Here is a 24,437-nt window from a genome sequence, read left to right as displayed (position 1 = left end):
TAATATTAAGAATAGAAGATGAGCTAAAAATAAAAAACAACTCATTTAACTTCAGGTGGTTACGGGAAAATATGTTTTAACCACAAATCGCCTCTCATCCTCTAAGTGTAATGAAGTCGTGATGAATAACAGAGGCTAAAACATCAACGAAAGGCAAACGAAAAATATATTATTCTATGAAATAGAATGAACTTACTCGCATTTTTTAAATATACCGTCTGGCGTTTTGGCAGATGTTTGTGAGACAAAAAAGGCAGTTTAACGTTCCTGAATGGGAGATCAGCCTCTAAGGTGTTTAAACACCATCCCTGCCGTTTCCTTTTTTGCCCCCAGCGGAGGGAAACATCATGCACAGGCGTCAGGAACTGGAACACGATATTCCCCCGACATCAGAAAATTCTCTGTTCATTTTTACGAATTTCGCCGCAGAACACCGCACACATGTAACTTAATATTTTCCCCTGAACTGACCAAAAATCGACAAACCACCATAAAACAAAGGGTTATTTATTATCTCCAATGTCTAAAAAAAGACATTTAACATTATTGGTGTTTACATCAGCAGGGCAATAACCGTACTGTTTAGGCCGACAAACAGGCGACCGAAAATTTAAAATTAAACACGACAGCCCTTGTTTTTATTTTCTCTCAAATACCGTTCAGGAATACCTTTCTATTATGAACATTAGCTACGTTAGTGATAACTATTACCTGTGCGCAGGTATCGAATCGCAAGTATTCGATTCACACCAGATTACCTGTAAGCGTGATATTGATGTATATTTGCAGTCTTATAATCCGACCAACTATCTGGTCGTAGGAATTGAAAATCTGTTCCTGCGCGATTACTTCATTAAAAAGGTCAATACGCTTAGCCTTAAGTACATGGTACTGATGCAGGATATCATTAAAGATCACTGCTTTAAGATTGGCGACGTAGTGTTCTCTTCAATGGAGTGTTCACCGCACTATATCCAGAAAATCGTGCGCTACTTCCCGAAACCACGTCAGAATGTCCTCACCCAGCGTGAACTGGATATCCTCGATGTGTTCCATTTGCAGAACGTGAAAATCGCTCGTGAACTGGATATTTCACAGAAAACGGCCAGCGGCCACCGGGTTAATATCCAACATAAATTGCGGATGAAATCGAAAAATACGCTGGCGATGTTACGCATTAAAACGGCTATTTCGCGTAGCAACGGTTCACATCTGCACGGCCTGTTGTCACAGCAAGCCTGATAGCACGCGAAATTCACTCGCCTTCGCCGGGAGAATTTTTCTCCCCGGCCCCCCCTCTGCTATTGTCAAATAACCGGTTATGAGGCGTTACCCGCTTTACCGCGAAAAGTGATTTAGACCAGTTTTTCGCTCAAAATAACGAATTTTTTCTTTCGCATTGCTCAACGCCCCTAAAAAACGTAGCATCGATCGCCTGTAATATTTTTTGTTCAATTTATGATAGACGATTAGATAGCAATTATGTCCCTGCGCCTGGCCTTACTGATGTGTTTTCTGTTTACTTTTCACTGCACTGCGCAGGCCGCACGCGTTCGTCATTCTCACCATCGCCAGGTTCATCATCGCCACGTCCATCATCGTTCATCGCACCATTCGAAATCCGTAGCCATAAAGTCGACCAAAGTTACCGGTAATGTTAAGCGCCGCAAGCGCCTGATGAGCGGGTATCAACACTGGAAAGGTACGCACTATCGTCTGGGCGCAAACTCGCACAGAGCGATCGACTGCTCGGCCCTTACCCGTCGTCTTTATCAGGAAGCGTTCGCCGTGAAACTACCGCGAACCACCGGCGAACAGATGCGCAGAGGCAAGAAAGCCCGACGTGGCGCACCGCATATTGGTGATCTGGTGTTCTTCAAAACCGGACGTGTGCAGCGACATGTGGGGATTTATATCGGCGATAATCGTTTTATTCACGCCTCCCGACGCAAAGGCGTCACCATTTCACAGTTAACCAGTCCATACTGGAACCACCATTTATTGGCGGTGCGCCAGGTTCTCCCCGATCCGGTAATCAGATAATTCTAAATACAGTCTCAACCAGACTCACTTCTCGCTCGTATAAATATTCAGCCTGAATATAATGGTGACTCATTTTAACGATCTCGTTATGCCGAGGCTCCTGTACAAATATAAGTCACCGCCCTTGCCGATCATTTCTGCGTACATGAAGTCCGTGAATCTTTCCTGTCTCAATTACAGAACAACGATATTCCGGGGCGCGTCTTTGTTGTCGCCGTAAATAAGCGGCACGGTATTTTATCCGTGCGAAAACTATTACAGGAAGCGGACACAGGCCAGCCGATTTGCGCCCTGATGGACAGCAGTACGTTTCACGTTAAGCCGGATGACGAACGTCAGCAGGTTGCTGTGCAGCTGGTGGATCGCCGGCTCAGCGGGGTGCCGACGGTATGGGGCTGATTATCGACTTCGAAATTGCGCAGACGTTTTTGGAACTTGGCTGAGGAACAATAAAAAAGAGCCAGCACGGGGCTGGCTCTTTTCTAAAGCAATTTGGCTCAGATAACTTCGTTGATCAGCTGCAGGAGCCCGTAGCTGGCAAGCCATCCACCGCCAATCACCGCACCTTTTGCAGGCAGACTCATTCGCTTGAAAACATGTTTGTTTTTCTTATAGATGACAAACGACAACAAGAGTTTCGTCGCAAAGGTAGATATAACAACCGCGTAAATGTTCATGTGCTCTCTGTATGTGCATCCAGGCGCTGTTAAAAGAGTGCGACATAGTACATACACTTGTTAAAAACAGGGAATTATTTTGTGCTGTTTGGTTATTCCCTGCTCGAGGCGTTATTCACGACGATTTACGCTTCTACCAGCTCCTGCGCGCATGCCCATGCGGACGCCCAGGCCCACTGGAAGTTGTATCCACCGAGCCAGCCGGTGACGTCCATGACTTCGCCGATAAAATACAGTCCCGGCGCTTTGCGGGATTCCATGGTGCGCGAAGACAGTTCGTTGGTATCGACTCCGCCCAGCGTCACTTCAGCAGTACGATATCCTTCGGTGCCGTTGGGCTGCACGCGCCAGTTTGTGAGGGTTTCCACTAGCTGCTGCTGATCTTTGCTGTTCAGCTGCTTGAGCTGCACATCCGGGATTTGCCCCAGCAGTTGCAGACACTCCACCAACCGTTTTGGTAACTGCATCGCCAGAGTATTTTTCAGGCTTTGATTCGGGTGCGCGTTACGCTGTTCGTCGAGGAATGTCTCGAGGGCGCACTCCGGCAGCAGGTTGATGCTGACGAACTCGCCGGACTGCCAGTAGCTGGAGATTTGCAGAACCGCCGGGCCGGACAGGCCGCGATGGGTGAAAAGCAAGCTTTCACGGAACACCGTGCCGTCGTCCGCGGTGATAACCGCAGGCACAGAAACGCCGGAAAGCACCTGCAGTTGCTCCAGAAGTGGTTTGTGGAGCGTAAACGGTACCAGGCCCGCGCGAGTCGGCAGGACGTTAAGCCCGAACTGCTCGGCAATTTTATAGCCGAACGGCGAAGCACCCAGGCCTGGCATCGACAGGCCGCCGCTGGCGATTACCAGCTTTTTCGCGGCCACCGTGTCGCCATTCAGCTGCAAGGTGTAGCCGTCGTCGTCGCGTTCGACGGTAATAATCTCGGTGCGCAGCCGCGTGGTAACGTTGCCCTTTTCACATTCCGCCACCAGCATATCGACAATCTGCTGGGCAGAATCGTCACAAAACAGCTGACCGAGGGTTTTCTCATGCCAGGCGATATCGTATTTACCGACCAGTTCGATGAAGTCCCATTGGGTGTAACGGGCCAGCGCCGATTTACAGAAATGGGGGTTCTGACTGAGGTATGCCGCGGGTTCCACGTTCATATTGGTGAAGTTACAGCGCCCGCCGCCGGACATTAAAATCTTGCGGCCCGGCTTTTTGCCGTTATCCAGAAGCAGCACTCGCGCCCCCGCTTGTCCCGCCTGCGCTGCACAAAACATTCCCGCCGCGCCTGCGCCGACAACTATGGCATCAAACCTTTCCACACGCCTATCCTCTCGTTTTGAATGTCGGGAAGTGTAAATTTTCCCATCGGGTACGACCAGTAAGAATTTTTTCATATATGGTCATGCCTTTGAAACATATAGGGTAATTACTGACGCTATTTTTACGACAGTGAACAAATATCAATAAAAGTCTATATTTCTCTTTGCCCACGCTGCGTTTGTCCTGGATAATGCGCCGCGTTCATGTCCTCAAAATGGCGTAACGTACCTATGCTACATTTGTTTGCTGGCCTGGATTTGCATACTGGGCTTTTGTTATTGCTTGCTCTGGGATTTGTGTTGTTTTACGAAGCGATTAATGGCTTCCACGACACCGCAAACGCAGTAGCGACTGTTATCTACACCCGCGCAATGCGTTCGCAATTAGCGGTGGTGATGGCGGCACTCTTCAACTTCTTTGGCGTGCTGTTAGGCGGTCTGAGCGTAGCCTATGCGATTGTGCATATGCTGCCAACGGATTTGCTACTGAACATGGGCTCTGCTCATGGTCTCGCCATGGTCTTCTCTATGCTGTTGGCAGCAATTATCTGGAACCTCGGTACCTGGTATTTCGGCCTTCCGGCTTCCAGCTCTCATACCCTGATTGGGGCTATTATCGGTATTGGTTTAACCAATGCGCTGATGAACGGCACCTCGGTGGTGGACGCGTTGAATATCCCGAAAGTTCTTGGGATTTTCGCTTCACTGATTATTTCGCCTATCGTCGGCCTGGTTGTTGCCGGTGGCTTAATCTTCATACTGCGTCGTTACTGGAGCAACACCAAGAAAAAGGCGCGTATCCACCTCACGCCTGCCGAACGTGAAAAGAAAGACGGTAAGAAAAAGCCGCCATTCTGGACGCGTATTGCCCTGATCCTCTCCGCAATTGGCGTGGCATTCTCCCACGGCGCGAATGATGGCCAGAAAGGCATTGGTCTGGTGATGCTGGTACTGATTGGCGTGGCACCGGCTGGATTCGTGGTCAACATGAATGCGTCCGGCTATGAAATCACCCGTACCCGTGATGCAGTCAACAACGTGGAAGTCTATTTCCAGCAGCATCCTGACCTGCTGGCAAAAGTGACCAGTGCTGAACCGCTGATCCCGTCTCCGGAGCCTGGCGCAACCCAGCCTGCTGAGTTCCATTGCCATCCGGCGAATACCGTCAATGCGTTAGACCGCGTGAAAGGTATGCTGGATAACATTGAGAGCTACGACAAGCTGAGCGTCGAGCAGCGCAGCCAGATGCGTCGCATTCTGCTGTGCATCTCCGATACCACCGATAAAGTGGCTAAGCTGCCGAACGTCAACAACGACGATCAGCGTCTGCTGAAGAAACTTAAAACCGATATGCTGAGCACCATCGAGTACGCTCCAATCTGGATTATCATGGCCGTCGCTCTGGCGCTGGGCATTGGTACGATGATCGGCTGGCGTCGTGTGGCGACCACTATCGGCGAAAAAATCGGTAAAAAAGGCATGACCTATGCTCAGGGCATGTCGGCGCAGATGACCGCGGCGGTGTCGATTGGTCTGGCGAGTTACACCGGGATGCCGGTATCCACCACGCACGTTCTGTCGTCCTCCGTTGCGGGTACGATGATCGTTGACGGTGGCGGCTTGCAGCGCAAAACCGTGACCAACATCCTGATGGCATGGGTTCTGACTCTGCCTGCGGCGATTATTCTTTCAGGCGGACTGTACTGGCTGAGCCTCAAGCTCATCTGATTAGCCTGAAAGCACGACAAAAACGGGTCAGGAAACTGACCCGTTTTTTTATGCCTGTACTTTATCGATCAACACTCAATGCCAAATCATTAAAGCAATCATGCTGATCACGACCAGGCCACACAGCGCACTGGTTAATACAAACTGGCGGCGAACACGCTCACAGCGGCGGATAAACTCATCATCATGATGATCCCGGTAGCGCTGCGCGTAGATATACCACACCAGACGCACCTGTTTTCCAGGCTGACCGTGGGAGGTGAAAAACCCTCCGCCATCCACATACTGATAGAGTAAAGGATCGCAACCACGCAGCACCACCAGCAGCGCGCGCAATGATGAGAAATAGCGCGCCATATTCACTACACACACAATACACAAAGCCCAAAATAGTGCGACAGTGCTTACCATAGCTCCTCCCCGGCGACCGGCCCACGGAGACTTCCTCCGGGACTACCGCAACCCGAAACTCAACAGACAGTCAGTGAAAGAGTGAGAATCCGGTCACATTAACTTATCCGACCGACTCTTTAAATAGTGTAGGAGATCCGCTGATTTTTTTGCCACATCGTTAATCGTTATCAATAGTTAAAACGCGAAGATTTGTTTAACTGATTGGTGATCAAGGGTCATTGACGTAACTTGAGGCTCGTTTTAAGGTTGGGTTGTCTACACTATTTAATAACGAGACCCAAAATAATTCGAGTTGCAGGAAGGCGGCAAGGCTGAGCATCCCCAGTCACTTACTTAAGTAAGTGACTGGGGTGAGCGGACGCAGCCAACACACATGCAACTTGAAGTATGACGGGTATACACAGACTTAAGGAAGGAGTAACACTATGGCTTACAAACACATTCTTATCGCGGTTGACCTCTCACCAGAAAGCAAAGTCTTGGTCGACAAAGCAGTCTCTATGGCGCGCCCGTACAACGCGAAAGTTTCCCTGATTCATGTCGATGTGAACTACTCCGATCTCTACACCGGCCTGATCGATGTCAATCTGGGAGATATGCAGAAACGCATCTCGGAGGAGACTCACCACGCGTTAAGCGAACTCTCCACCAACGCCGGGTATCCGATCACAGAAACCCTCAGCGGCAGCGGTGACCTTGGCCAGGTTCTGGTCGACGCAATCAAGAAATACGATATGGATTTGGTGGTGTGCGGTCATCATCAGGATTTCTGGAGCAAACTGATGTCGTCTGCTCGTCAGCTGATTAATACCGTGCATGTGGATATGCTGATTGTTCCGCTGCGTGATGAAGAAGACGAGTAAGGTTTAGTTCCCCTCACCCCGGCCCTCTCCCCAAAGGGGCGAGGGGGAAAACAAATTCCCTCTCCGCGTTGGAGTAAGGGGAAACGGCTTCCGGCTGTCCCCTCTCCCCAAAGGGGCGAGGGGGAACTGGCTTTTCTCCCTCTCCCTGTGGGAGAGGGTCGGGGAGAGGGCATCAGACCGCACTAACCCTCAGCCGTACCCGCATAAATATCAAACCGATGCCCTTTGGTGGCCACCGCATTTGGCGTGGCGATATCGGCTAACGGCGGCGCATAATCCGGGCGCTTCACCACCACTCGCTTTGTCGCCAATTGTTGTGCAGGCCCCAGCAAACCATCCGCATCTAAATCCGGCCCCACCAGCGACTGAAATACCCGCATTTCCTTTTTCACCAGCGCGCTTTTCTGCTTGTGCGGAAACATCGGGTCGAGGTAAACCACCTGCGGACGCGGCGTGATGTCGGTCAACGCCGTCAGGCTGGAAGCATGAATGAGCTGCAAGCGCTCCTGTAGCCAGCCGCCGATTTCCGGGTCGGCATAACCGCGTGCCAGACCATCATCAAGCAGCGCTGCGACCACCGGGTTACGTTCCAGCATTCGCACACGACAGCCGACGGACGCCAGCACGAACGCATCGCGCCCTAACCCCGCCGTCGCATCCACGACGTCCGGCAGATAACTGCCTTTAACCCCAACCGCTTTTGCCACCGCTTCGCCACGACCACCGCCGAATTTGCGCCGATGCGCCATCGCGCCGCCGACAAAATCCACGAAGATGCCGCCAAGCTTTGGCTCATCGCGCTTACGCAGTTCAAGATGCTCCGGGGTTAAGACCAGCGCCATCAGGTTGTCTGCATCGTGCTCCAGCGCCCAGCGGGCCGCCAGAACAGATAAGGCGCCATCACTGGCGCCTGATTCATCCACTAAACAGATTTTCACGAAACGATTAGCCCTTGATGCCGTAATGCTCAAGCATCGCGTCCAGCTGCGGTTCGCGTCCACGGAAGCGTTTGAACAGCGTCATTGGCTCTTCTGAACCGCCACGGCTCAGGATGTTGTCGAGGAACGACTGGCCGGTTTCGCGGTTGAAAATCCCTTCCTCTTCGAAGCGGGAGAAGGCATCTGCCGCCAATACGTCGGCCCACAGGTAGCTGTAGTAACCCGCCGCGTAACCCCCTGCGAAAATGTGGCTGAACGCGTGTGGGAAACGTCCCCAAGATGGACCCGGCACCACGGAAACCTGCTTCTTGATTTCAGCCAGCGTATCGAGGATTTTCGCGCCCTGCTCCGGGTTAAACTCAGCGTGCAGACGGAAATCGAACAGACCGAACTCCAGCTGGCGCAGAACAAACATCGCCGCCTGGTAGTTTTTTGCCGCCAGCATTTTATCCAGCAGTTCTTTCGGCAGCGGTTCGCCCGTTTCATAATGGCCAGAGATAAACGCCAGCGCGTCCGGCTCCCAGCACCAGTTTTCCATAAACTGGCTTGGCAGTTCGACGGCATCCCACGGCACACCACTGATACCAGAAACACCTGCAGTTTCGATGCGGGTCAGCATGTGATGCAGCCCGTGACCGAATTCGTGGAACAGGGTGATCACTTCATCGTGGGTAAACAGCGCGGGTTTGCCGCCCAGCGGACGGTTGAAGTTACAGGTCAGATAGGCCACTGGCTTTTGCAGCGAGCCATCGGCTTTACGCATCTGGCCTACGCAGTCGTCCATCCATGCCCCGCCGCGTTTGTGCTCACGCGCGTAGAGGTCGAGATAGAAGCTGCCACGCAGTTCGTTCTTGTCGTCGTATAGCTCGAAGAAGCGCACCTCTGGGCTCCACACTTCGATGTCGGTGCGCTCTTTAGCGGTGATGCCGTAAATGCGTTTCACCACTTCGAAAAGGCCGTTAACGGCTTTGTTTTCAGGGAAGTATGGACGTAGCTGCTCGTCGCTGATGCTGTACAGATGCTGTTTTTGTTTTTCGCTGTAGTAAGCGATGTCCCATGGTTGCAGATCGTCCACGCCAAATTCGGCTTTCGCGTAGGCGCGCAGCTGAGCCAGCTCTTTCTCACCCTGCGGACGGGCGCGTTTCGCCAGATCGGTCAGGAAGTCGAGCACCTGCTGTGGGTTTTCCGCCATTTTGGTGGCGAGGGATTTAACCGCATAGCTTTCGAAGCCCAGCAGCTGAGCCAGTTCGTGACGCAGCGCGAGGATCTCTTCCATCACCGGGCTGTTGTCCCATTTTCCGGCGTTCGGGCCCTGGTCGGATGCACGCGTGGTGTACGCACGGTACATCTCTTCACGAAGCCGCCCGTTGTCGCAATAGGTCATCACTGGCAGATAGCTCGGGATATCCAGCGTCAGCAGATACCCTTCCTGCTCTTTGGCTTCGGCCTGCGCAATTGCTGCCGCCAATGCGCTTTCCGGCATACCGGCCAACTCTGCTTCATCGGTGACCAGCTTGTTCCAGCCCATCGTGGCGTCGAGCACGTTGTTGCTGTACTGGTTGCCTAACTCAGACAGGCGCGCGGCGATTTCGCCATAGCGTTTCTGTTTCTCTTTCGACAGGCCAATCCCGGAGAGCTCAAAATCACGCAGCGCGTTATCCACCGCTTTCTTCTGCGCGGTATTGAGGCCCGCGTAGTTGTCGCCTTCCCGCAGGTCGCGGTAAGCCTGATACAGCCCTTCATGTTGGCCGACCCAGGTGCTGTACTCGGACAGCAGCGGCAGCGTTTGCTCATAGGCTTCGCGCAGCTCAGGGCTGTTTTTGACTGAATTCAGGTGGCTGACCGGAGAGAAAATACGGCCCAGTACGTCGTCCACTTCAGCCAGCGGCTGACAGAGATTTTCCCAGCTGTACGGCGCACCCTGCGCTACCACGCTTTCTACCGACGTGCGGCAGTCGTCCAGCGCTTTGGTGACCGCAGGAACCACGTGTTCAGGCTGGATTTTCGAAAACGGAGGCAGTTCGAAAGGCGTCAGTAATGGATTGGTCATAAGCGCTGTCCTGTTGAAAAGAGTGAATAAGGCGCACGTCCGGCGCGGCACATATCTTGGTAGAATGGGGGTAAGTGTAGAGGATTTCAATGGCAGCGACACCACGAGCGCCTGGCTTTCAGAACGTGTAGGCCGGGTAAGGCACAATGCGCCCCACCCGGTGATCCATTAACGCAGGGAATGTCCAGCAGTGTACGCGGCAGGCAGGTCCAGGCGCTGCCAGAACTGCTGCTCAGGCGTGGTGCCGGAAAGCGGATACCCGGCGGGCAGCGCGGTTTTCACCATCAGCGCACGACGTTGCTGCGCCGACGCGTTTGGCAACGCGCTTTCCAGCAGCACTTCCGCGCCCTGCGGCACCGTAAGCGCAACTGACGTCCCTTTCTGCTGCGGCAAATCGTAGCTCAGGGTGAAGCGATAAAACGCCTGCATCGTCGCGTCGCGATACGGGTCGTCTTTGCCATCGGTTTTTGCGCATTCCGCCAGCGTCATACCGCACTCTTTTGCCAACGCAGCGCGCAGCTGGTCGCGGGCTTCGTTAAACAGCACCCGGTATTTCGGGTCGTTGAGGTCATGCACCACGTTGCTTTGCGCCACCATTCGCGAGCCCATCACGTCCAGCGGGTAATGCACGCCAAGCACAATGCGGGAGTAGCCGTAGCGGGCGCCGCGCGTCACCAGCGCGTCGTAGCGTTCGGGGATCATCTGCGCCATCAGCAGCGCGTCGGTCACGCCGGTGTTGGTATGCCCACTCGGGAACGAGCCGCCGTCTGCGGTGTAAGGCTGATTGTCTTTCACTACCGTGTCGTCGGGCACGAGGTGAATGGTGTTGCTCTGTACCAGGAACGGCCGCGCGTAGTTGAAGTGCTTTTTCGCCGCGCCGGTACTGACTTCGCTGGCTTTAATCAGCGCCGCCGCTTTGTTCAGTTCGCCTTTGTCATAGGCGGTGATGAACGCCTTGCCCAGACGCGGCCCCAGCGCATCGCTGAGGAAATAGAGATAGCTGATGCCCTCGGCATCGGCCAGCGCCTGCTGACGCGTGGCCGCTGGCGCATCGCGGTTGATATCAGTCACCGTTTTCAGGCTTGCCGCCAGCGTATCGGCGGGCAGCGAGCTGAACGCGGAAAGCAGCGCAATGCCCGCCTGCTGACGGGCTTTGGCCTGGAAATCATAACCGCTGGCCTTGAGCCACACGGTATCCGCCTGGGTGGATGACTGCTTCGCTTTTTCCAGCCCGTCGCGCGTGAGCGTTGGTTCGCCGTTTTGCAGCGCATGACGCAGCGCCGTCAGCGACTGGCCTTCCAGCGCATCGAACGCCTGGCTGTTGGCTGCTGGCGTGACGGTCGCCGCCAGCTGTGCCGCCGTGTTCACCGCCGTTTCGTTAGCCAGTGCAGGGAGCGCCAACAGCAGCGCGGCTGCGAGAACCGAATAATTTTTAGTCATTTTTTTATCCTGGATTCAATGAATTACCTTGCCAGAATCCGACGCTAGCGCATCCGTTTGACACATTTATGACAGCGGGAATCACCGTCGCGCTCAGCATCAGCGGTAATCCTCGGCAATCTGCGGTAAACTGTCGGCATCGTTTATTATTTCGGAACTCCCGTATCCATGCTCAGTTATCGCCACAGCTTTCACGCTGGCAACCATGCCGACGTCCTCAAACACACCGTTCAGAGCCTGATCATTGAATCGCTGAAAGAGAAAGAAAAACCGTTTCTCTATCTCGACACCCACGCAGGCGCCGGTCGTTACCAGTTGAGCGGCGAACATGCGGAGCGCACCGGTGAGTATCTGGAAGGTATCGCCCGCATCTGGCAGCAGGACGATTTACCGGCAGAACTTGAGCCTTACATCAGCGTCGTGCAGCACTTCAACCGTAGCGGCCAGCTGCGCTACTACCCAGGTTCCCCGCTGATTGCGCGCCAGCTGCTGCGCGAGCAGGACAGCCTGAACCTGACCGAACTGCACCCGAGCGATTTCCCACTGCTGCGTTCCGAATTCCAGAAAGATGACCGCGCCCGCGTGGAAAAATCCGACGGCTATCAGCAGCTTAAATCCAAGCTGCCACCGGCCTCGCGTCGTGGTCTGGTACTGATTGACCCACCGTATGAAATCAAAACCGATTATCAGGCGGTAGTGACCGGCATCAACGAAGGCTACAAGCGTTTCGCCACTGGCACTTACGCGCTGTGGTATCCGGTGGTGCTGCGCACGCAAATCAAACGCATGATTAAAGAACTCGAAGCCACCGGCATTCGTCGCATCCTGCAAATCGAGCTGGCGGTGCGTCCGGACAGCGATCAGCGCGGCATGACCGCTTCGGGCATGATTGTTATCAATCCACCGTGGAAGCTCGAGCAGCAGATGAAAAACGTTCTGCCTTGGCTGCATAAAAAGCTGGTTCCGGCGGGCACCGGTCACGCCACCGTCAGTTGGATCGTGCCGGAGTAATCGCAACCATCGGTGGAACCTATGGATTCCAGGTATACAATCGCGGCAATCAACGATTAAGGAAGAAGCTATGACTAAGCATTATGACTACATCGCCATCGGCGGCGGCAGCGGCGGCATCGCCTCCATCAACCGCGCGGCAATGTACGGCCAGAAATGTGCGCTGATTGAAGCTAAAGAGCTCGGCGGCACCTGCGTTAACGTCGGTTGTGTACCGAAGAAAGTGATGTGGCATGCGGCGCAAATTCGCGAAGCCATCCACATGTACGGCCCGGATTACGGTTTCGATACCACCATCAATAACTTCGACTGGAACAAACTGATTTCCAGCCGCAGCGCGTACATTGACCGCATCCATACCTCGTACGATACCGTGCTGGGCAAAAATAACGTGGATGTTATCAAAGGCTTTGCGCGCTTTATCGATGAAAAAACCATCGAAGTGAACGGCGAAACCCTGACCGCGGACCACATTCTGATTGCCACCGGCGGTCGCCCGAGCCACCCGTCGATTCCAGGCGTGGAATTCGGCATCGATTCCGACGGTTTCTTCGCGCTGCCAGCGTTGCCAAAACGCGTGGCCGTCGTGGGCGCGGGTTATATCGCGGTTGAACTGGCGGGCGTTATCAACGGACTGGGTGCCGAAACGCACCTGTTCGTGCGTAAACACGCGCCGCTTCGCAGCTTTGACCCGATGATCATCGAGACGCTGGTTGAAGTGATGGCCGCCGAAGGCCCAACGCTGCACACCCACGCGGTGCCGAAAGCGGTGATTAAAAACGCCGATGGCAGCCTGACGCTTGAGCTGGAAGATGGCCGTAGCCAGACCGTCGATGCCCTGATTTGGGCGATTGGTCGTGAGCCAGAGACGGATAACTTCAATCTCGCGGCGACCGGGGTGAAAAGCAACGACAAAGGCTATATCGTTGTCGATAAGTTCCAGAACACCAGTGTGCCGGGCATTTACGCGGTCGGCGATAACACCGGTGCCGTAGAACTTACGCCAGTCGCGGTGGCAGCAGGTCGTCGTCTTTCAGAGCGCCTGTTCAACAACAAGCCGGACGAGCATCTGGATTACAGCAACATTCCAACGGTGGTGTTCAGCCATCCGCCGATTGGCACCGTGGGTCTTTCCGAACCGCAGGCGGTTGAGCAGTACGGCGCAGACGCCGTGAAGGTGTATAAATCCTCCTTCACCGCAATGTATACCGCCGTGACCTCTCACCGTCAGCCATGCCGCATGAAGCTAGTGTGCGTCGGTCCGGAAGAGAAAATCGTCGGTATTCACGGCATCGGTTTTGGTATGGACGAAATCCTGCAAGGCTTTGCGGTGGCGCTGAAAATGGGTGCGACCAAAAAAGACTTCGACAATACCGTCGCGATTCACCCGACAGCGGCGGAAGAATTCGTCACCATGCGTTAATCTATAAACCCCGCCGCTGGCGGGGTTTTTATTATCTCAACATCCTTCCCTTAATTTAATATTGGATAATCTTCTTTTTCAGTCCGCACGATTTGTATCGTGTCCATAAATTGAACTACGTAACAATACGTGTCTGTCCAGAACAGCGTATTTTTATAAGGTTCGAGTGATGAAAAAATTGATATTCTCTGTGGTTACTGCGGCAATGCTGTTGCCCGCGATCTCTCTTCCCGCTCACGCGACATACCATAGCGAGAAGCGTCAGGACGCCCGTTACACACGCCAGGAGTCACGTACTGAAGGCCGTCAGGATAAGCGGGATTGTGTCAGAGCAGACGACAAGAGCAACGCATCTTGCCGTCAGGATAAGCGTGAAAACCGCCGCGATGGTCGTCAGGACGCACGCGATCAGAAGTGGTAAGCTCGATTATTCAGGTGCGATATGCCGTAACAGCGCATGCCCAATATAATTACTCCAGTTAAAACTATTCTGAAGTACCACCACCGCATTCTGGTTTTCTTTATCGAAACCGATATAGCTGGAATAACCGCCGATATATCCCACCTGATAGGTGATTTTCTGTCGGCCATAGGTATCCGTTATCCATGCAATATTGGCCGCTTCTTTTTCACGCGGGAAATAATCAACGCTGACGTCCGTAAAGGCTTTATTCAGCGCGGCATTCTGCGTCGGTGAGAAATGCGCCCGGGCGTATTCAATGAGATCCCGCGCGTCGCTATAAAGGCTGGCAGCACCGACCATATTATTGCTGAATTGCCAATCGGGCGTGAGTGTGCCCCGGGCGATGAATTTGGGTTGATCGCCCGCATGGCCCAGCGCGCGCTGAGGGAAGGCGCGCAAATTTTCCGGGTCAAAGCTCGAGCTTTTCATGCCCAGCGGCTGGAATATCTGCTGCCCGGCAAGCGTATTGATAGACTCCCCGGTTTTATATTTCAGAACATAGCCGAGGATGGCGTAACCAATATTTGAATAACGCGGCTCATGCGTTAGCGGTGCGCGGAAAGTACTAAGATAATTCAGCACGCCATCGCTGTCCAAATCCTGATAGAAATTCTCGCCGTCGCGCAGATAACTCACCAGATGCTCCAGTGACAGCAAATTCATCGGCTGGCGTGGCAAACCCGAGGTGTGTGTCACCAACTGTAAGAGTGTGATGTTTTGCGCATCTTTGCTCAGCGGCGTTCCTGGCGGCAGCAGCGTGGCTAACGTGTCATCCCAGTGCAGACGCCCTTCATTGACCATCAACGTCACCACTTCGGCAGTGATGCCTTTACTCAAAGATCCAAGCGCAAACAGGGTATCCGGCGTTATCGGATAATGATTTTTGCCATCAGTGATACCGTAGCAATAGAACTTCGCCGGGCCATTATGCTGAATGACGGCCACTACCATGCCCGACACCTGTTTGCTTTGCATATATTCGGTGACCAGCTCATTAACGGAAAGCACCCGTCCGTTTTGCGCCACCTGCTTTACTTCACTGGAAGGCATATTCATTTGCGATAGCGTCCCGGCGCAGCCTGTCAGCAGCGCAGACGCTATCAGCCCAGGGAGTATTAACCCTTTCAACACGGACCTTCCCGTTTAATAAAGTGCATAATGTGTACAAATCGATGGAGGGCAAGACCATAACGATATTCATAATTGGTTGCAAAGTGAAAGCTCTGAAAGTGATAAATCAGCAATTCGCCTCGTTTTCACGGGTTTTTGCTTTAAAACAGCCAATTAGCGGGAAATCGTGGCCAGGGAAAAGCATATAAATGTGACGAAGCGCACGTTTTTGCCCCCAGACATCGAAGCGAATGTCTACGCTTAATAGAGCGCTGGATTTTTTCCGGCTCCTTGTTTTGACGCTATCCGGAGGTTTTACCCTATGCTCAACCAGAAATTACGCAACCCGGACACCGACGAAGCTCAGGCCATTGAGTATGAACCCTGCTATCTCTCGGATCCGTGCGAATTAAAACTGGATGAAATGTTCGAGGTTGAGCCCGAACCGGAGATGATTGAGGGGATGCCCGCGTCCGATGCGCTGACCCCGGCAGACCGCTATATGGAGCTGTTTGAGCGCGTCCAGTCGGCACGAATTTTTGCCGATAGCAAAACCTTCCCCGACTGCGCACCGAGAATGGACCCGCTGGATATTCTGATCCGCTTTCGTCAGCAGAAACGTCAGCCCGGTTTTAATCTGCGGACTTTCGTTGAGACGCATTTCTGGCTACCGGAAGACCACAGCGATGACTACGTTTCCGACCCCAATAAATCGCTAAAAGAACATATTGATTCCCTGTGGCCAGTGCTGACGCGTGAACCGCAGGATCACATCCCTTGGTCTTCCCTGCTGGCCCTTCCGCAGGCGTATATCGTGCCCGGCGGACGCTTCACTGAGACCTATTACTGGGACTCCTATTTCACCATGCTCGGCCTGGCGGAAAGTGGCCGCGGGGACTTGCTCAAATGCATGGCTGATAACTTCGCGTGGATGATTGAGCGTTATGGCCACATCCCGAACGGCAACCGCACCTATTATCTCAGCCGCTCGCAGCCACCGGTGTTCGCCCTGATGGTGGAGCTGTTTGAAGAAGACGGCGTGCGCGGCGCGAAACGCTATCTCGACCATCTGAAAATGGAATACAACTTCTGGATGGATGGTTCTGGAAACCTGCTACCGAATCAGGCGTGGCGCCACGTGGTGCGCATGCCGGACGGCTCGCTGCTCAACCGTTACTGGGACGACCGTGATACGCCGCGTGATGAATCGTGGCTGGAAGATGTGGAAACCGCACGTCATTCTGGCCGACCGCCGAATGAGGTCTACCGCGATTTACGCGCCGGGGCGGAGTCCGGTTGGGACTATTCATCGCGCTGGCTGCGGGATACCACGCGACTGGCGAGTATCCGCACCACGCAGTTTATTCCCATCGATTTGAACGCCTTTCTGTTCAAACTGGAAAGCACCATTGCCAATATTTCTGGTGCCAAAGGCGATCGGGAAACCGAAGCCGAATTCCGCCACAAGGCCAGCGAACGTCGGGCCGCGGTGACACGCTATTTGTGGGATGACGAACAGGGCTGTTATCGCGACTATGACTGGCGTCGCGAAGAGCTGGCGCTGTTTTCTGCCGCCAGCATGGTGCCGCTGTACGTCGGCATGGCCACGCATGAACAGGCGGATAAACTCGACACCGCGGTACGTACGCGGCTGCTGACTCCCGGCGGGATCCTCACCACCGAATACGACAGCGGCGAGCAGTGGGATTTCCCCAACGGCTGGGCGCCGCTGCAATGGATGGCGATTCAGGGCTTCAAGCTGTACGGCAACGACGCGCTGGGCAATGAAATCGCCCGCAGCTGGCTGAAGACCGTGAACCACTTTTATCAGCACCATCAGAAGGTGATTGAGAAATATCACATCGCCACCGGAACGCCCCGTGAAGGGGGCGGCGGGGAATATCCGTTACAGGACGGCTTCGGCTGGAGCAATGGCGTGGCGCGCCGCCTGATGGGCCTGTACGGCGAGCCGTAACGCCGTTATCGAAGGGCACTGTAAATGGCTGACTGAATGGTTAGCCATTTTTTATTTTGTGCATCCGGCGTGGCATCCGCGCGCAGCTTAGCCTGCGAAACATTGTAACGCTGGCGTTCAACCACCGCTGGCGTGGTGCAGAACGCTTGTAAATAGTCTTTGCGCACCGACGTTAACGACTCGCCGTTGGACATCGCGTGGCTAAGGGTGCTGATAAACCGGCGACACGGCTTCGGCTCATCCATTTGCAGCCGATAGCGCAGCAAGAGTTCCAGCACGTCATCGTAGCGGAACGACTGAGCCTGTTCGGTCCACGCCAGTTGCCAGGTCATTCCGCCCTGTAAAAACAGCATCGTCACCTGACTATCGTTCCGGTCTATCGCCGCCCGCAGACTGTTGATATCCCAGCTTATCCCCATGTTCGCGAGCTTCTCACGCGGTGACGGGATTTCGCGCTCCGGTGCATCCACCAGCGCTTCACTTGCCTGTGCCGTCGATTCCGCAGGCGCGACGTTGTTAAACATCCACAACGCGGCGAACGCCATCACCAGCATCGCCACGCCGACGGTGCACCACAGCACCGTCGAAATCACCTGGTCCCGGTCTTCGGGGCTGCGCACCGGCTGCTTTTTCGGCGGCTCGATATTCTCACGAACCGCCGAAACATCACCACCCAGCGCCCGGTCTTTGCTGCGTGCATTTTCCCAGAAATGGTGTAACTCGTTGCTGTCCACCGCCATAAAGGACGCCGGATTGACCCGCGTGCGGCCTTGTTCAAACGCGCGCTGCACCGGGCTGGCAATCTGTCGCTGATAGTTATCAAGCAGCACCCTTTCAGTCGTCGTCAGCGGACGATGCGCAAGAACGGCGTTACGCATCACCCGACAATCTTCCAGAAACGCATGCAGCGTGACGCGCTGCTCAGCCAGAAACGTCAGCGCTGACGCGGAGTTAAATAGCGTCGAGTAATGACGGGCAAACGCTTTTTTATCGACGATCAGCAGGGCTAAATCGCTGAACAACATGCCGGACAGAATATCTCCGGCGTCACTGTTCGCCAGCCACCGACGAACGCTGTCGGCTCCGAACTGCAGCTTGAGTGAATCATTCAGGCGTGTTGCATCGGGAAAGGCCTGACTAATCAGCGCGTTGAGCGTCAGCGTCAGGGCGCGCAGTTGTCGCTGGGCCTGTTCCTGATGCGCATCACCGTCCTCGCCGGGTAAAGAATCAAATTTGAGACGCGGCTGCTGCTGACGCACAAATTCCAGCGCGGCGACAAAACGCAGCGCCGCAATCAGCTGGTTGTCCGTTACCGCCTGCCCGCGTTCATAGACCGGGACCACCTGTTGCAGGTGGCGTAGCTGCAATGTGAAATCACTGATCTGCGCATCATTGAGATTAAGCCGCCGCGCCACGTTCGCCCAGCCACCCAGATTCAGCCGGGCCTGCTCAAGAAACCAGCGTGGATCTTTCGCTTCAGCGCCGTGGACATTCAGCAGCGAGAGGATCTCGCTCGCCGCCTGGCGGATCACGCCCAGACAGTGCTCAAACTGGTCACCGGAATAGTGCGATGCAGTGTGCATCTGTTTTCCTTCTCAGAGGACATCAGTATCCCCAAAAATAACGGGGTTTTATTTTTGTTTTTAGCAAGTTAGAAATGAGATTACATCAGTGTGATGTGTGCTAATCCGTCTATAAACCGATAAAAGTACCCGGAGTAAATTCGATGGTAAAAATCGTGACGCCCAGATTGAGTGCTGAATCGCTTTCCGAAGCAGACTGGCCCTTCTTTTTGGCCTTGGAGCAGAACCAGGAGGTGATGCGCTACGTGGATGATTCACGGCCGGAGGGCGAGATCCGAGAAGCATTTGAATCGCGGTTGCCGCCGTGGACGCCGGGTGCTGAACACTGGCTGTGCCTGCTGGTTCGGGAGACGGCAACGGGCATGCCCGTGGGCTTGACCGGGTATATTCACCGGGAGCCGGACTGCGCGGAAGTGGGTTTCTTATTTGCACCCGAGGCGCACGGCAGAGGGTTCGCCACGGAATCGCTGCGTGCGGTGTGTGATTTTGCGTTTACTACCGGCGAGATACGGCGGCTCATCGCCACGGTCACCGTGGGAAATAGCGCTTCGCGCCGGGTGCTGGAGAAAGCGGGTTTTGTGCTGGAAGGGGAATTGCGGGAAAGCTTTCTGATTGGTGGGAGATGGCACAACGACTGGGTGCTGGGGTTATTGCGTCACGAGTATCAGCGCCCCTCACCCTAGCCCTCTCCCCAAAGGGGCGAGGGGATCAAAGAGACCGAGGTCTCCCTCTCCCTGGCCTCTCCTTGGGCCTCTCCCTTTTAGGGAGAGGGTCAGACTTACAGGAACATCCCGCCCGAAACTTCAATGCGCTGCGCGTTCATCCAGCCCAGCTCATCGCTGAGCAGCGCAGCAATCGCGCCACCGATATCATCCGGCAGGCCTGTACGCCCGAGCGCCGTCTGGGACGCAACGTACTGATTCATTTCCGCGTCATCACGCACGCGCCCGCCGCCGAAGTCGGTTTCAATCGCGCCCGGCGCAATAATGTTGACCGAAATCCCGCGCGCGCCCAACTCTTTCGCCTGGTAGCGCGTCAGCACTTCCATCGCGCCTTTCATCGAGGCATAAGCCGCGAAGCCCGGCAGCGCAAAACGCGCCAGTCCAGACGACACGTTCAGGATCCGGCCGTCATCCTGAATCAACGGCAAAAGCTGCTGAGTCAGGAAGAACGGGCCTTTAAAGTGGATGTTCATCAGCTCGTCAAACACCGCTTCGCTGGTCTCGGCAAACGCACCGTACAAACCGATTCCGGCGTTGTTCACTAAATAGTCAAAGGTGTCACGCTGCCAGTTCTTTTGCAGCTGCTGCTGTACCTGGTGGGCAAAACTCTCGAAACCCGAAACTTCGGCGACGTTCAGCTGTAATGCCGCAGCTTTCACGCCAAGTTTCTCAATTTCCGCGACAACTTTTTGTGCTTCCTGCTGATTGCTGTTGTAAGTCAGCAGAATATCAATTCCTTTCGCCGCCAGCGTCAGCGCCGCGTTTTTTCCCAGCCCACGGCTTGCGCCAGTGATCAAAGCGATACGTTGTGTCATAACCAACCTCATTTCAGACAGGAGAACAGTAAGATAGAGCTTATTGGGTTGTGTATAATCAATAAAGATAGGAAATTACGTTTCATTGTTTCACTGAGAACAACAAAGGCCGCTACCTATGGATAAAATTCACGCAATGCAGCTGTTCATTCGCGTCGCCGAACTGGAGAGTTTTTCGCGCGCGGCTGACACGCTCGGCCTTCCAAAGGGTAGCGTTTCGCGCCAAATTCAGGCGCTGGAAAACCTGCTGGGTGTGCGCCTTTTACACCGCACCACCCGCCGGGTGCAGCTTACGCAGGACGGGATGGTCTATTACGAACGTGCAAAAGATTTACTCAGCAACCTCGATGAACTCGACGGTATGTTCCAGCATGACCCCACCAGTATCAGCGGACGTTTACGGGTTGACATGCCGGTGGGTGTTGCTCGAAATTTAGTCATCCCAAAACTGCCCGCATTTTTGCAGCAGTATCCCGGTATTGAACTGGAGCTCAGCAGCAGCGATCGTCTGGTGGATGTGATTCGGGAAGGATTCGACTGCGTGGTGCGCGTCGGCACGCTGAAAGATTCCGGATTAGTGGCGCGGCCGATCGGCAAACTGACCGTGATTAACTGCGCCAGCCCAAATTATCTGGAGCGTTTTGGCTACCCGGAAACCCTCGACGATCTGGCAGGCCATGCGATGGTGCATTACGCCACCAGCCTCGGTGTACGCCCGCAGGGCTTTGAGCTCAACACCGACAATCAAATTCGCTGGCTGAAAACCGGTGGGGTTTTGACGGTCAACAGCACTGAAACCTATCACGCGGCCTGCCTCGCCGGGCTGGGAATTATTCAGGTGCCGCGCATCGGCGTGAAGGACGCTCTGCGCAGCGGAAAACTGGTCGAGATCCTGCCGCACTACCGCGCCGTACCGATGCCGGTATCGCTGATTTACCCGCATCGCCGCAACCTTTCCCGCCGCGTACATCTGTTTATGGAGTGGTTAACGGGCGTCCTGAAAAGCTACGTAGACTGATAGTCATGAGGTTTTGTCAATTATCGTCACCTCATCGGCTATAATTTTATTCAGGTTTTAAAAGAAAGGAATAAACACCTGATGACGCCGGATAACGACGCAAAACGCCCTACTCAGGATCTGGAATACGATCCCGTCAGGAAAATGGAGACCGATGACCTTTCCGCTTCGGGCATTAAACAGCGGGCCAGTGGTGCGCTGGACAAAGCCACCGGCACCGCTAAGAAAGTGCAGCGCCAGCCGTTTATCGCCCACTTGCTCCGCGCCGCCGAGCGTTTTAACGATCGCCTGGGTAATCAGTTTGGCGCGGCCATTACCTATTTCTCATTCCTGTCGATGATCCCGATTCTGATGGTGTCATTTGCCGCAGGCGGGTTTATTCTCGCCTCGCACCCGACGTTGCTGCAGGATATTTTCGATAAGATTCTGGTCAACGTCAGCGACCCGACCCTCGCCGCCACGCTGAAAAACACCATCAGCACTGCGGTTCAGCAGCGAACCACCGTCGGGATTGTCGGCCTTCTGGTGGCGCTGTACTCCGGGATTAACTGGATGGGTAATTTGCGCGAGGCCATTCGCGCCCAGTCGCGCGACGTGTGGGAACGCTCGCCGCAGGACCAGGAGAAAATCTGGATTAAGTACTTCCGCGATTTTGTGTCGCTGATTGGCCTGCTGGTTGCGCTGATTGTCACCCTGTCGATTACCTCCGTCTCCGGGGCCGCGCAGCAGATGATCATCTCCGCGCTGTATCTGGACTCGGTTGAGTGGCTGAAACCGGCGTGGCGTATTATCGGTCTCGCGATTTCGATTCTCGCCAACTACCTGTTGTTCTTCTGGATTTTCTGGCGACTCCCGCGCCACCGCCCGCGCCGAAAAGCGCTGGTTCGCGGCACCTTTATTGCGGCCATCGGCTTTGAGGTGATTAAAATCATCATGACCTGGACGCTGCCTGCACTGGTGAAATCCCCGTCCGGCGCGGCTTTTGGTTCAGTACTCGGGATCATGGCATTTTTCTATTTCTTCGCCCGACTGACGCTGTTCTGCGCCGCGTGGATTGCCACCGCCGAATACAAAGATGACCGGCGGATGCCAGGCAAATCCCACCACTGATGCGGTTATCGGGTTGAAATATCAGCCCGATTTCCATTTTTAGTCGATAAATCCAGTTGGTAACTTTTATTTAACCTTAAAGCAGTGATATTCACTTATTATCGAATTGTGTGAAGCATTTCATAGAAGTGATTTCGCTGGTCTGAAAATTATCCGCTTTTTGCCGGTTTTTCACTCTACCGCTCACCTTGTTACACATTGAAATGTCGCTTTTGCTATGCGTAATATGGCCGTTCGTTCGCCTAAAAATAAGAAAAGATTATGCAATCAGCTGCCACAACACTCGATACTCAGCAGGACATCGTCCCGGTAAACTCGCGGAATAAAGTTGTCGTCGCGTCACTTATTGGCACCGCCATTGAGTTCTTCGACTTTTACATTTACGCCACCGCGGCGGTTATCGTATTCCCTCATATTTTCTTCCCGCAGGGCGATCCGGCTGCTGCGACGCTGCAATCCCTTGCAACGTTCGCCATCGCGTTTGTAGCCCGTCCAATTGGATCGGCGCTGTTCGGCCACTTTGGTGACCGTGTCGGTCGTAAAGTGACGCTGGTTGCATCGCTGCTGACGATGGGGATTTCTACGGTGATTATCGGTTTACTGCCGAGCTACGACACCATTGGCATTTTAGCTCCGGTGCTGCTGGCGCTGGCGCGTTTTGGTCAGGGTCTCGGCCTGGGCGGTGAATGGGGCGGCGCGGCGCTGTTGGCGACGGAAAACGCACCACCGAAAAAGCGTGCGTTGTATGGCTCATTCCCACAGCTCGGCGCGCCGATTGGCTTCTTCTTTGCCAACGGCACATTCCTGCTGCTTTCCTGGCTGCTGACCGATGAACAGTTCATGAACTGGGGCTGGCGCGTGCCGTTTATCTTCTCTGCGGTGCTGGTGATTATCGGGCTGTACGTTCGTGTTTCCCTGCACGAAACGCCGGTGTTCGCCAAAGTGGCGGCGGCGAAGAAACAAGTTAAAGTGCCTATGGGCACCCTGCTCAGCAAGCATTTGCGTGTGACCGTGCTCGGCACCTTTATCATGCTCGCGACGTATACCCTGTTCTACATCATGACCGTTTATTCGATGACCTACAGCACCGCTGCGGTGCCGCACGGTCTGGGCCTGCCGCGCAATGAAGTGCTGTGGATGCTGATGATGGCGGTGATTGGTTTTGGCGTGATGGTACCGATTGCCGGCCTGTTGGCTGACCGCTTTGGTCGTCGCAAGAGCATGATCACCATTACGACGCTGATTATTCTGTTCGGATTGTTTGTGTTCCAGCCATTGCTGGGTTCAGGGGATCCGACGCTGATTATGGCGTATCTGTTGCTGGGCTTGAGCCTGATGGGGCTCACCTTCGGCCCAATGGGCGCGCTGCTGCCAGAGTTATTCCCGACCGAAGTACGTTACACCGGGGCATCGTTCTCGTATAACGTGTCGTCGATTTTGGGTGCGTCCGTAGCGCCTTACATCGCTGCGTGGTTGACCGGGACTTACGGTCTGGCGTACGTGGGTTACTACCTCGCATCAATGGCTGCCCTGACGCTGATTGCGCTGGTGTTGACACATGAGACGCGCCATCAGTCGCTGTAAGTTTGTTCCTGCCTGATGCCCTCTCCCCGGCCCTCTCCCACGGGGAGAGGGAGAAAACCGACACTCATCGAGTTCCCTCTCCCACGGGAAGAGGGAAAACCGGCACTCCTCGAGTTCCCTCTCCCACGGGGAGAGGGTTAGGGAGAGGGGA

Annotated in this window: 21 protein-coding genes and 1 pseudogene; 13 read left to right on the top strand and 9 right to left on the bottom strand. The window is 54.4% G+C overall.

What is annotated here, in order from left to right:
• The first annotated feature begins 678 nt into the window (after positions 1–678).
• From MUU46_RS12200 to MUU46_RS12190, 3 genes and pseudogenes are all read left to right on the top strand, one after another.
• Positions 679–1,242: a LuxR C-terminal-related transcriptional regulator gene (locus MUU46_RS12200; RefSeq protein WP_159757376.1), complete on the top strand. Its 564-nt coding sequence runs from the start codon at positions 679–681 to the stop codon at positions 1,240–1,242.
• A gap of 264 nt (positions 1,243–1,506) precedes the next feature.
• Entirely contained in the window at positions 1,507–2,043 is a 537-nt protein-coding gene (locus MUU46_RS12195) for an NlpC/P60 family protein (RefSeq protein ID WP_258965653.1), read from the top strand.
• A gap of 123 nt (positions 2,044–2,166) precedes the next feature.
• Positions 2,167–2,433: pseudogene (locus MUU46_RS12190) on the top strand (magnesium transporter); the annotation flags it as partial.
• A gap of 107 nt (positions 2,434–2,540) precedes the next feature.
• Here the strand turns inward: MUU46_RS12190 and MUU46_RS12185 are convergent.
• Positions 2,541–2,720 carry a hypothetical protein gene (locus tag MUU46_RS12185; protein ID WP_159757373.1) on the bottom strand — a complete coding sequence of 60 codons (180 nt, stop codon included), beginning with the start codon at positions 2,718–2,720 and terminating at the stop codon, positions 2,541–2,543.
• Positions 2,721–2,845: 125 nt separating this feature from the next.
• A complete protein-coding gene (locus MUU46_RS12180; protein WP_258965652.1) occupies positions 2,846–4,039 on the bottom strand; it encodes a BaiN/RdsA family NAD(P)/FAD-dependent oxidoreductase in 1,194 nt (397 codons plus the stop codon).
• 231 nt (positions 4,040–4,270) lie between these two features.
• Here MUU46_RS12180 and pitA point away from each other — a divergent pair, with 231 nt between their 5' ends.
• Positions 4,271–5,767: an inorganic phosphate transporter PitA gene (gene pitA / locus MUU46_RS12175; RefSeq protein WP_258965651.1), complete on the top strand. Its 1,497-nt coding sequence runs from the start codon at positions 4,271–4,273 to the stop codon at positions 5,765–5,767.
• 75 nt (positions 5,768–5,842) lie between these two features.
• Here pitA and uspB read toward each other — a convergent pair whose 3' ends face one another.
• Positions 5,843–6,178, bottom strand: coding sequence for a universal stress protein UspB (uspB, locus tag MUU46_RS12170; protein ID WP_097163345.1), 336 nt, complete (start codon positions 6,176–6,178; stop codon positions 5,843–5,845).
• Positions 6,179–6,606: 428 nt separating this feature from the next.
• Between uspB and uspA the strand changes: the two genes are divergently transcribed.
• Positions 6,607–7,044 (top strand): universal stress protein UspA, encoded by a 438-nt coding sequence (gene uspA / locus MUU46_RS12165; protein WP_003861223.1) that lies wholly within the window; start codon positions 6,607–6,609, stop codon positions 7,042–7,044.
• Between the two features lie 182 nt (positions 7,045–7,226).
• Here uspA and rsmJ read toward each other — a convergent pair whose 3' ends face one another.
• The 3 genes from rsmJ to MUU46_RS12150 all read right to left on the bottom strand — a co-directional run bounded on the left by rsmJ (position 7,227) and on the right by MUU46_RS12150 (position 11,472).
• On the bottom strand, positions 7,227–7,982 hold the full coding sequence (rsmJ, locus tag MUU46_RS12160) for a 16S rRNA (guanine(1516)-N(2))-methyltransferase RsmJ (protein WP_258965650.1): 756 nt from the start codon (positions 7,980–7,982) through the stop codon (positions 7,227–7,229).
• A gap of 7 nt (positions 7,983–7,989) precedes the next feature.
• Positions 7,990–10,032, bottom strand: coding sequence for an oligopeptidase A (gene prlC, locus MUU46_RS12155; RefSeq protein ID WP_258965649.1), 2,043 nt, complete (start codon positions 10,030–10,032; stop codon positions 7,990–7,992).
• Between the two features lie 168 nt (positions 10,033–10,200).
• A complete protein-coding gene (locus tag MUU46_RS12150) occupies positions 10,201–11,472 on the bottom strand; it encodes an acid phosphatase (RefSeq protein ID WP_258965648.1) in 1,272 nt (423 codons plus the stop codon).
• A 168-nt stretch (positions 11,473–11,640) separates the two neighbouring features.
• Here MUU46_RS12150 and MUU46_RS12145 point away from each other — a divergent pair, with 168 nt between their 5' ends.
• The 3 genes from MUU46_RS12145 to MUU46_RS12135 all read left to right on the top strand — a co-directional run bounded on the left by MUU46_RS12145 (position 11,641) and on the right by MUU46_RS12135 (position 14,327).
• Positions 11,641–12,483 (top strand): 23S rRNA (adenine(2030)-N(6))-methyltransferase RlmJ, encoded by an 843-nt coding sequence (locus tag MUU46_RS12145; protein ID WP_159757356.1) that lies wholly within the window; start codon positions 11,641–11,643, stop codon positions 12,481–12,483.
• A gap of 70 nt (positions 12,484–12,553) precedes the next feature.
• A complete protein-coding gene (gene gorA / locus MUU46_RS12140; protein ID WP_258965647.1) occupies positions 12,554–13,906 on the top strand; it encodes a glutathione-disulfide reductase in 1,353 nt (450 codons plus the stop codon).
• A 169-nt stretch (positions 13,907–14,075) separates the two neighbouring features.
• A complete protein-coding gene (locus tag MUU46_RS12135; RefSeq protein WP_258965646.1) occupies positions 14,076–14,327 on the top strand; it encodes a hypothetical protein in 252 nt (83 codons plus the stop codon).
• 6 nt (positions 14,328–14,333) lie between these two features.
• Here the strand turns inward: MUU46_RS12135 and MUU46_RS12130 are convergent, their stop codons facing one another.
• Complete coding sequence (locus MUU46_RS12130) at positions 14,334–15,425, bottom strand: serine hydrolase domain-containing protein (protein ID WP_258965732.1); 1,092 nt, start codon at positions 15,423–15,425, stop codon at positions 14,334–14,336.
• A 376-nt stretch (positions 15,426–15,801) separates the two neighbouring features.
• Between MUU46_RS12130 and MUU46_RS12125 the strand changes: the two genes are divergently transcribed.
• The gene (locus MUU46_RS12125; protein ID WP_159757347.1) at positions 15,802–17,454 is read left to right on the top strand and encodes an alpha,alpha-trehalase; all 1,653 of its coding nucleotides are present in this window, start codon (positions 15,802–15,804) and stop codon (positions 17,452–17,454) included.
• A gap of 5 nt (positions 17,455–17,459) precedes the next feature.
• On the opposite strand, the gene MUU46_RS12120 is transcribed toward MUU46_RS12125, so the two are convergent.
• Complete coding sequence (locus MUU46_RS12120) at positions 17,460–19,037, bottom strand: STY4199 family HEPN domain-containing protein (protein ID WP_258965645.1); 1,578 nt, start codon at positions 19,035–19,037, stop codon at positions 17,460–17,462.
• A 143-nt stretch (positions 19,038–19,180) separates the two neighbouring features.
• Here MUU46_RS12120 and MUU46_RS12115 point away from each other — a divergent pair, with 143 nt between their 5' ends.
• Positions 19,181–19,720 (top strand): GNAT family N-acetyltransferase, encoded by a 540-nt coding sequence (locus MUU46_RS12115; protein ID WP_258965644.1) that lies wholly within the window; start codon positions 19,181–19,183, stop codon positions 19,718–19,720.
• A gap of 95 nt (positions 19,721–19,815) precedes the next feature.
• Here the strand turns inward: MUU46_RS12115 and MUU46_RS12110 are convergent, their stop codons facing one another.
• Positions 19,816–20,574, bottom strand: a complete 759-nt coding sequence (locus MUU46_RS12110; RefSeq protein ID WP_258965643.1) for an SDR family NAD(P)-dependent oxidoreductase — start codon at positions 20,572–20,574, stop codon at positions 19,816–19,818.
• A 118-nt stretch (positions 20,575–20,692) separates the two neighbouring features.
• Between MUU46_RS12110 and MUU46_RS12105 the strand changes: the two genes are divergently transcribed.
• The 3 genes from MUU46_RS12105 to MUU46_RS12095 all read left to right on the top strand — a co-directional run bounded on the left by MUU46_RS12105 (position 20,693) and on the right by MUU46_RS12095 (position 24,286).
• Complete coding sequence (locus MUU46_RS12105; RefSeq protein ID WP_159757335.1) at positions 20,693–21,592, top strand: LysR family transcriptional regulator; 900 nt, start codon at positions 20,693–20,695, stop codon at positions 21,590–21,592.
• Between the two features lie 144 nt (positions 21,593–21,736).
• On the top strand, positions 21,737–22,702 hold the full coding sequence (gene yhjD, locus MUU46_RS12100) for an inner membrane protein YhjD (RefSeq protein ID WP_374685007.1): 966 nt from the start codon (positions 21,737–21,739) through the stop codon (positions 22,700–22,702).
• Between the two features lie 261 nt (positions 22,703–22,963).
• Positions 22,964–24,286, top strand: coding sequence for an MFS transporter (locus MUU46_RS12095; RefSeq protein ID WP_258965641.1), 1,323 nt, complete (start codon positions 22,964–22,966; stop codon positions 24,284–24,286).
• The last annotated feature ends 151 nt before the right edge of the window (positions 24,287–24,437 follow it).

Source organism: Scandinavium tedordense (genome assembly GCF_024764965.1).
Taxonomy (GTDB): Bacteria; Pseudomonadota; Gammaproteobacteria; order Enterobacterales; family Enterobacteriaceae; genus Scandinavium; species Scandinavium tedordense.
The sequence above is the reverse complement of the archived record's forward strand: the minus strand, read 5'-3'. Positions and strand labels throughout refer to the sequence as shown.

Excerpts from the sequence above, each read along its gene's own strand:
- MUU46_RS12200 (WP_159757376.1), top strand. The coding sequence starts at position 679 with ATGAACATTAGCTACGTTAGTGATAACTATTACCTGTGCGCAGGTATC.
- MUU46_RS12195 (WP_258965653.1), top strand. The coding sequence starts at position 1,507 with ATGTGTTTTCTGTTTACTTTTCACTGCACTGCGCAGGCCGCACGCGTT.
- MUU46_RS12185 (WP_159757373.1), bottom strand. The coding sequence starts at position 2,720 with ATGAACATTTACGCGGTTGTTATATCTACCTTTGCGACGAAACTCTTG.
- pitA (WP_258965651.1), top strand. The coding sequence starts at position 4,271 with ATGCTACATTTGTTTGCTGGCCTGGATTTGCATACTGGGCTTTTGTTA.
- uspB (WP_097163345.1), bottom strand. The coding sequence starts at position 6,178 with ATGGTAAGCACTGTCGCACTATTTTGGGCTTTGTGTATTGTGTGTGTA.
- uspA (WP_003861223.1), top strand. The coding sequence starts at position 6,607 with ATGGCTTACAAACACATTCTTATCGCGGTTGACCTCTCACCAGAAAGC.
- prlC (WP_258965649.1), bottom strand. The coding sequence starts at position 10,032 with ATGACCAATCCATTACTGACGCCTTTCGAACTGCCTCCGTTTTCGAAA.
- MUU46_RS12150 (WP_258965648.1), bottom strand. The coding sequence starts at position 11,472 with ATGACTAAAAATTATTCGGTTCTCGCAGCCGCGCTGCTGTTGGCGCTC.
- MUU46_RS12145 (WP_159757356.1), top strand. The coding sequence starts at position 11,641 with ATGCTCAGTTATCGCCACAGCTTTCACGCTGGCAACCATGCCGACGTC.
- gorA (WP_258965647.1), top strand. The coding sequence starts at position 12,554 with ATGACTAAGCATTATGACTACATCGCCATCGGCGGCGGCAGCGGCGGC.
- MUU46_RS12135 (WP_258965646.1), top strand. The coding sequence starts at position 14,076 with ATGAAAAAATTGATATTCTCTGTGGTTACTGCGGCAATGCTGTTGCCC.
- MUU46_RS12130 (WP_258965732.1), bottom strand. The coding sequence starts at position 15,425 with ATGAATATGCCTTCCAGTGAAGTAAAGCAGGTGGCGCAAAACGGACGG.
- MUU46_RS12125 (WP_159757347.1), top strand. The coding sequence starts at position 15,802 with ATGCTCAACCAGAAATTACGCAACCCGGACACCGACGAAGCTCAGGCC.
- MUU46_RS12120 (WP_258965645.1), bottom strand. The coding sequence starts at position 19,037 with ATGCACACTGCATCGCACTATTCCGGTGACCAGTTTGAGCACTGTCTG.
- MUU46_RS12115 (WP_258965644.1), top strand. The coding sequence starts at position 19,181 with ATGGTAAAAATCGTGACGCCCAGATTGAGTGCTGAATCGCTTTCCGAA.
- MUU46_RS12110 (WP_258965643.1), bottom strand. The coding sequence starts at position 20,574 with ATGACACAACGTATCGCTTTGATCACTGGCGCAAGCCGTGGGCTGGGA.
- MUU46_RS12105 (WP_159757335.1), top strand. The coding sequence starts at position 20,693 with ATGGATAAAATTCACGCAATGCAGCTGTTCATTCGCGTCGCCGAACTG.
- yhjD (WP_374685007.1), top strand. The coding sequence starts at position 21,737 with ATGGAGACCGATGACCTTTCCGCTTCGGGCATTAAACAGCGGGCCAGT.
- MUU46_RS12095 (WP_258965641.1), top strand. The coding sequence starts at position 22,964 with ATGCAATCAGCTGCCACAACACTCGATACTCAGCAGGACATCGTCCCG.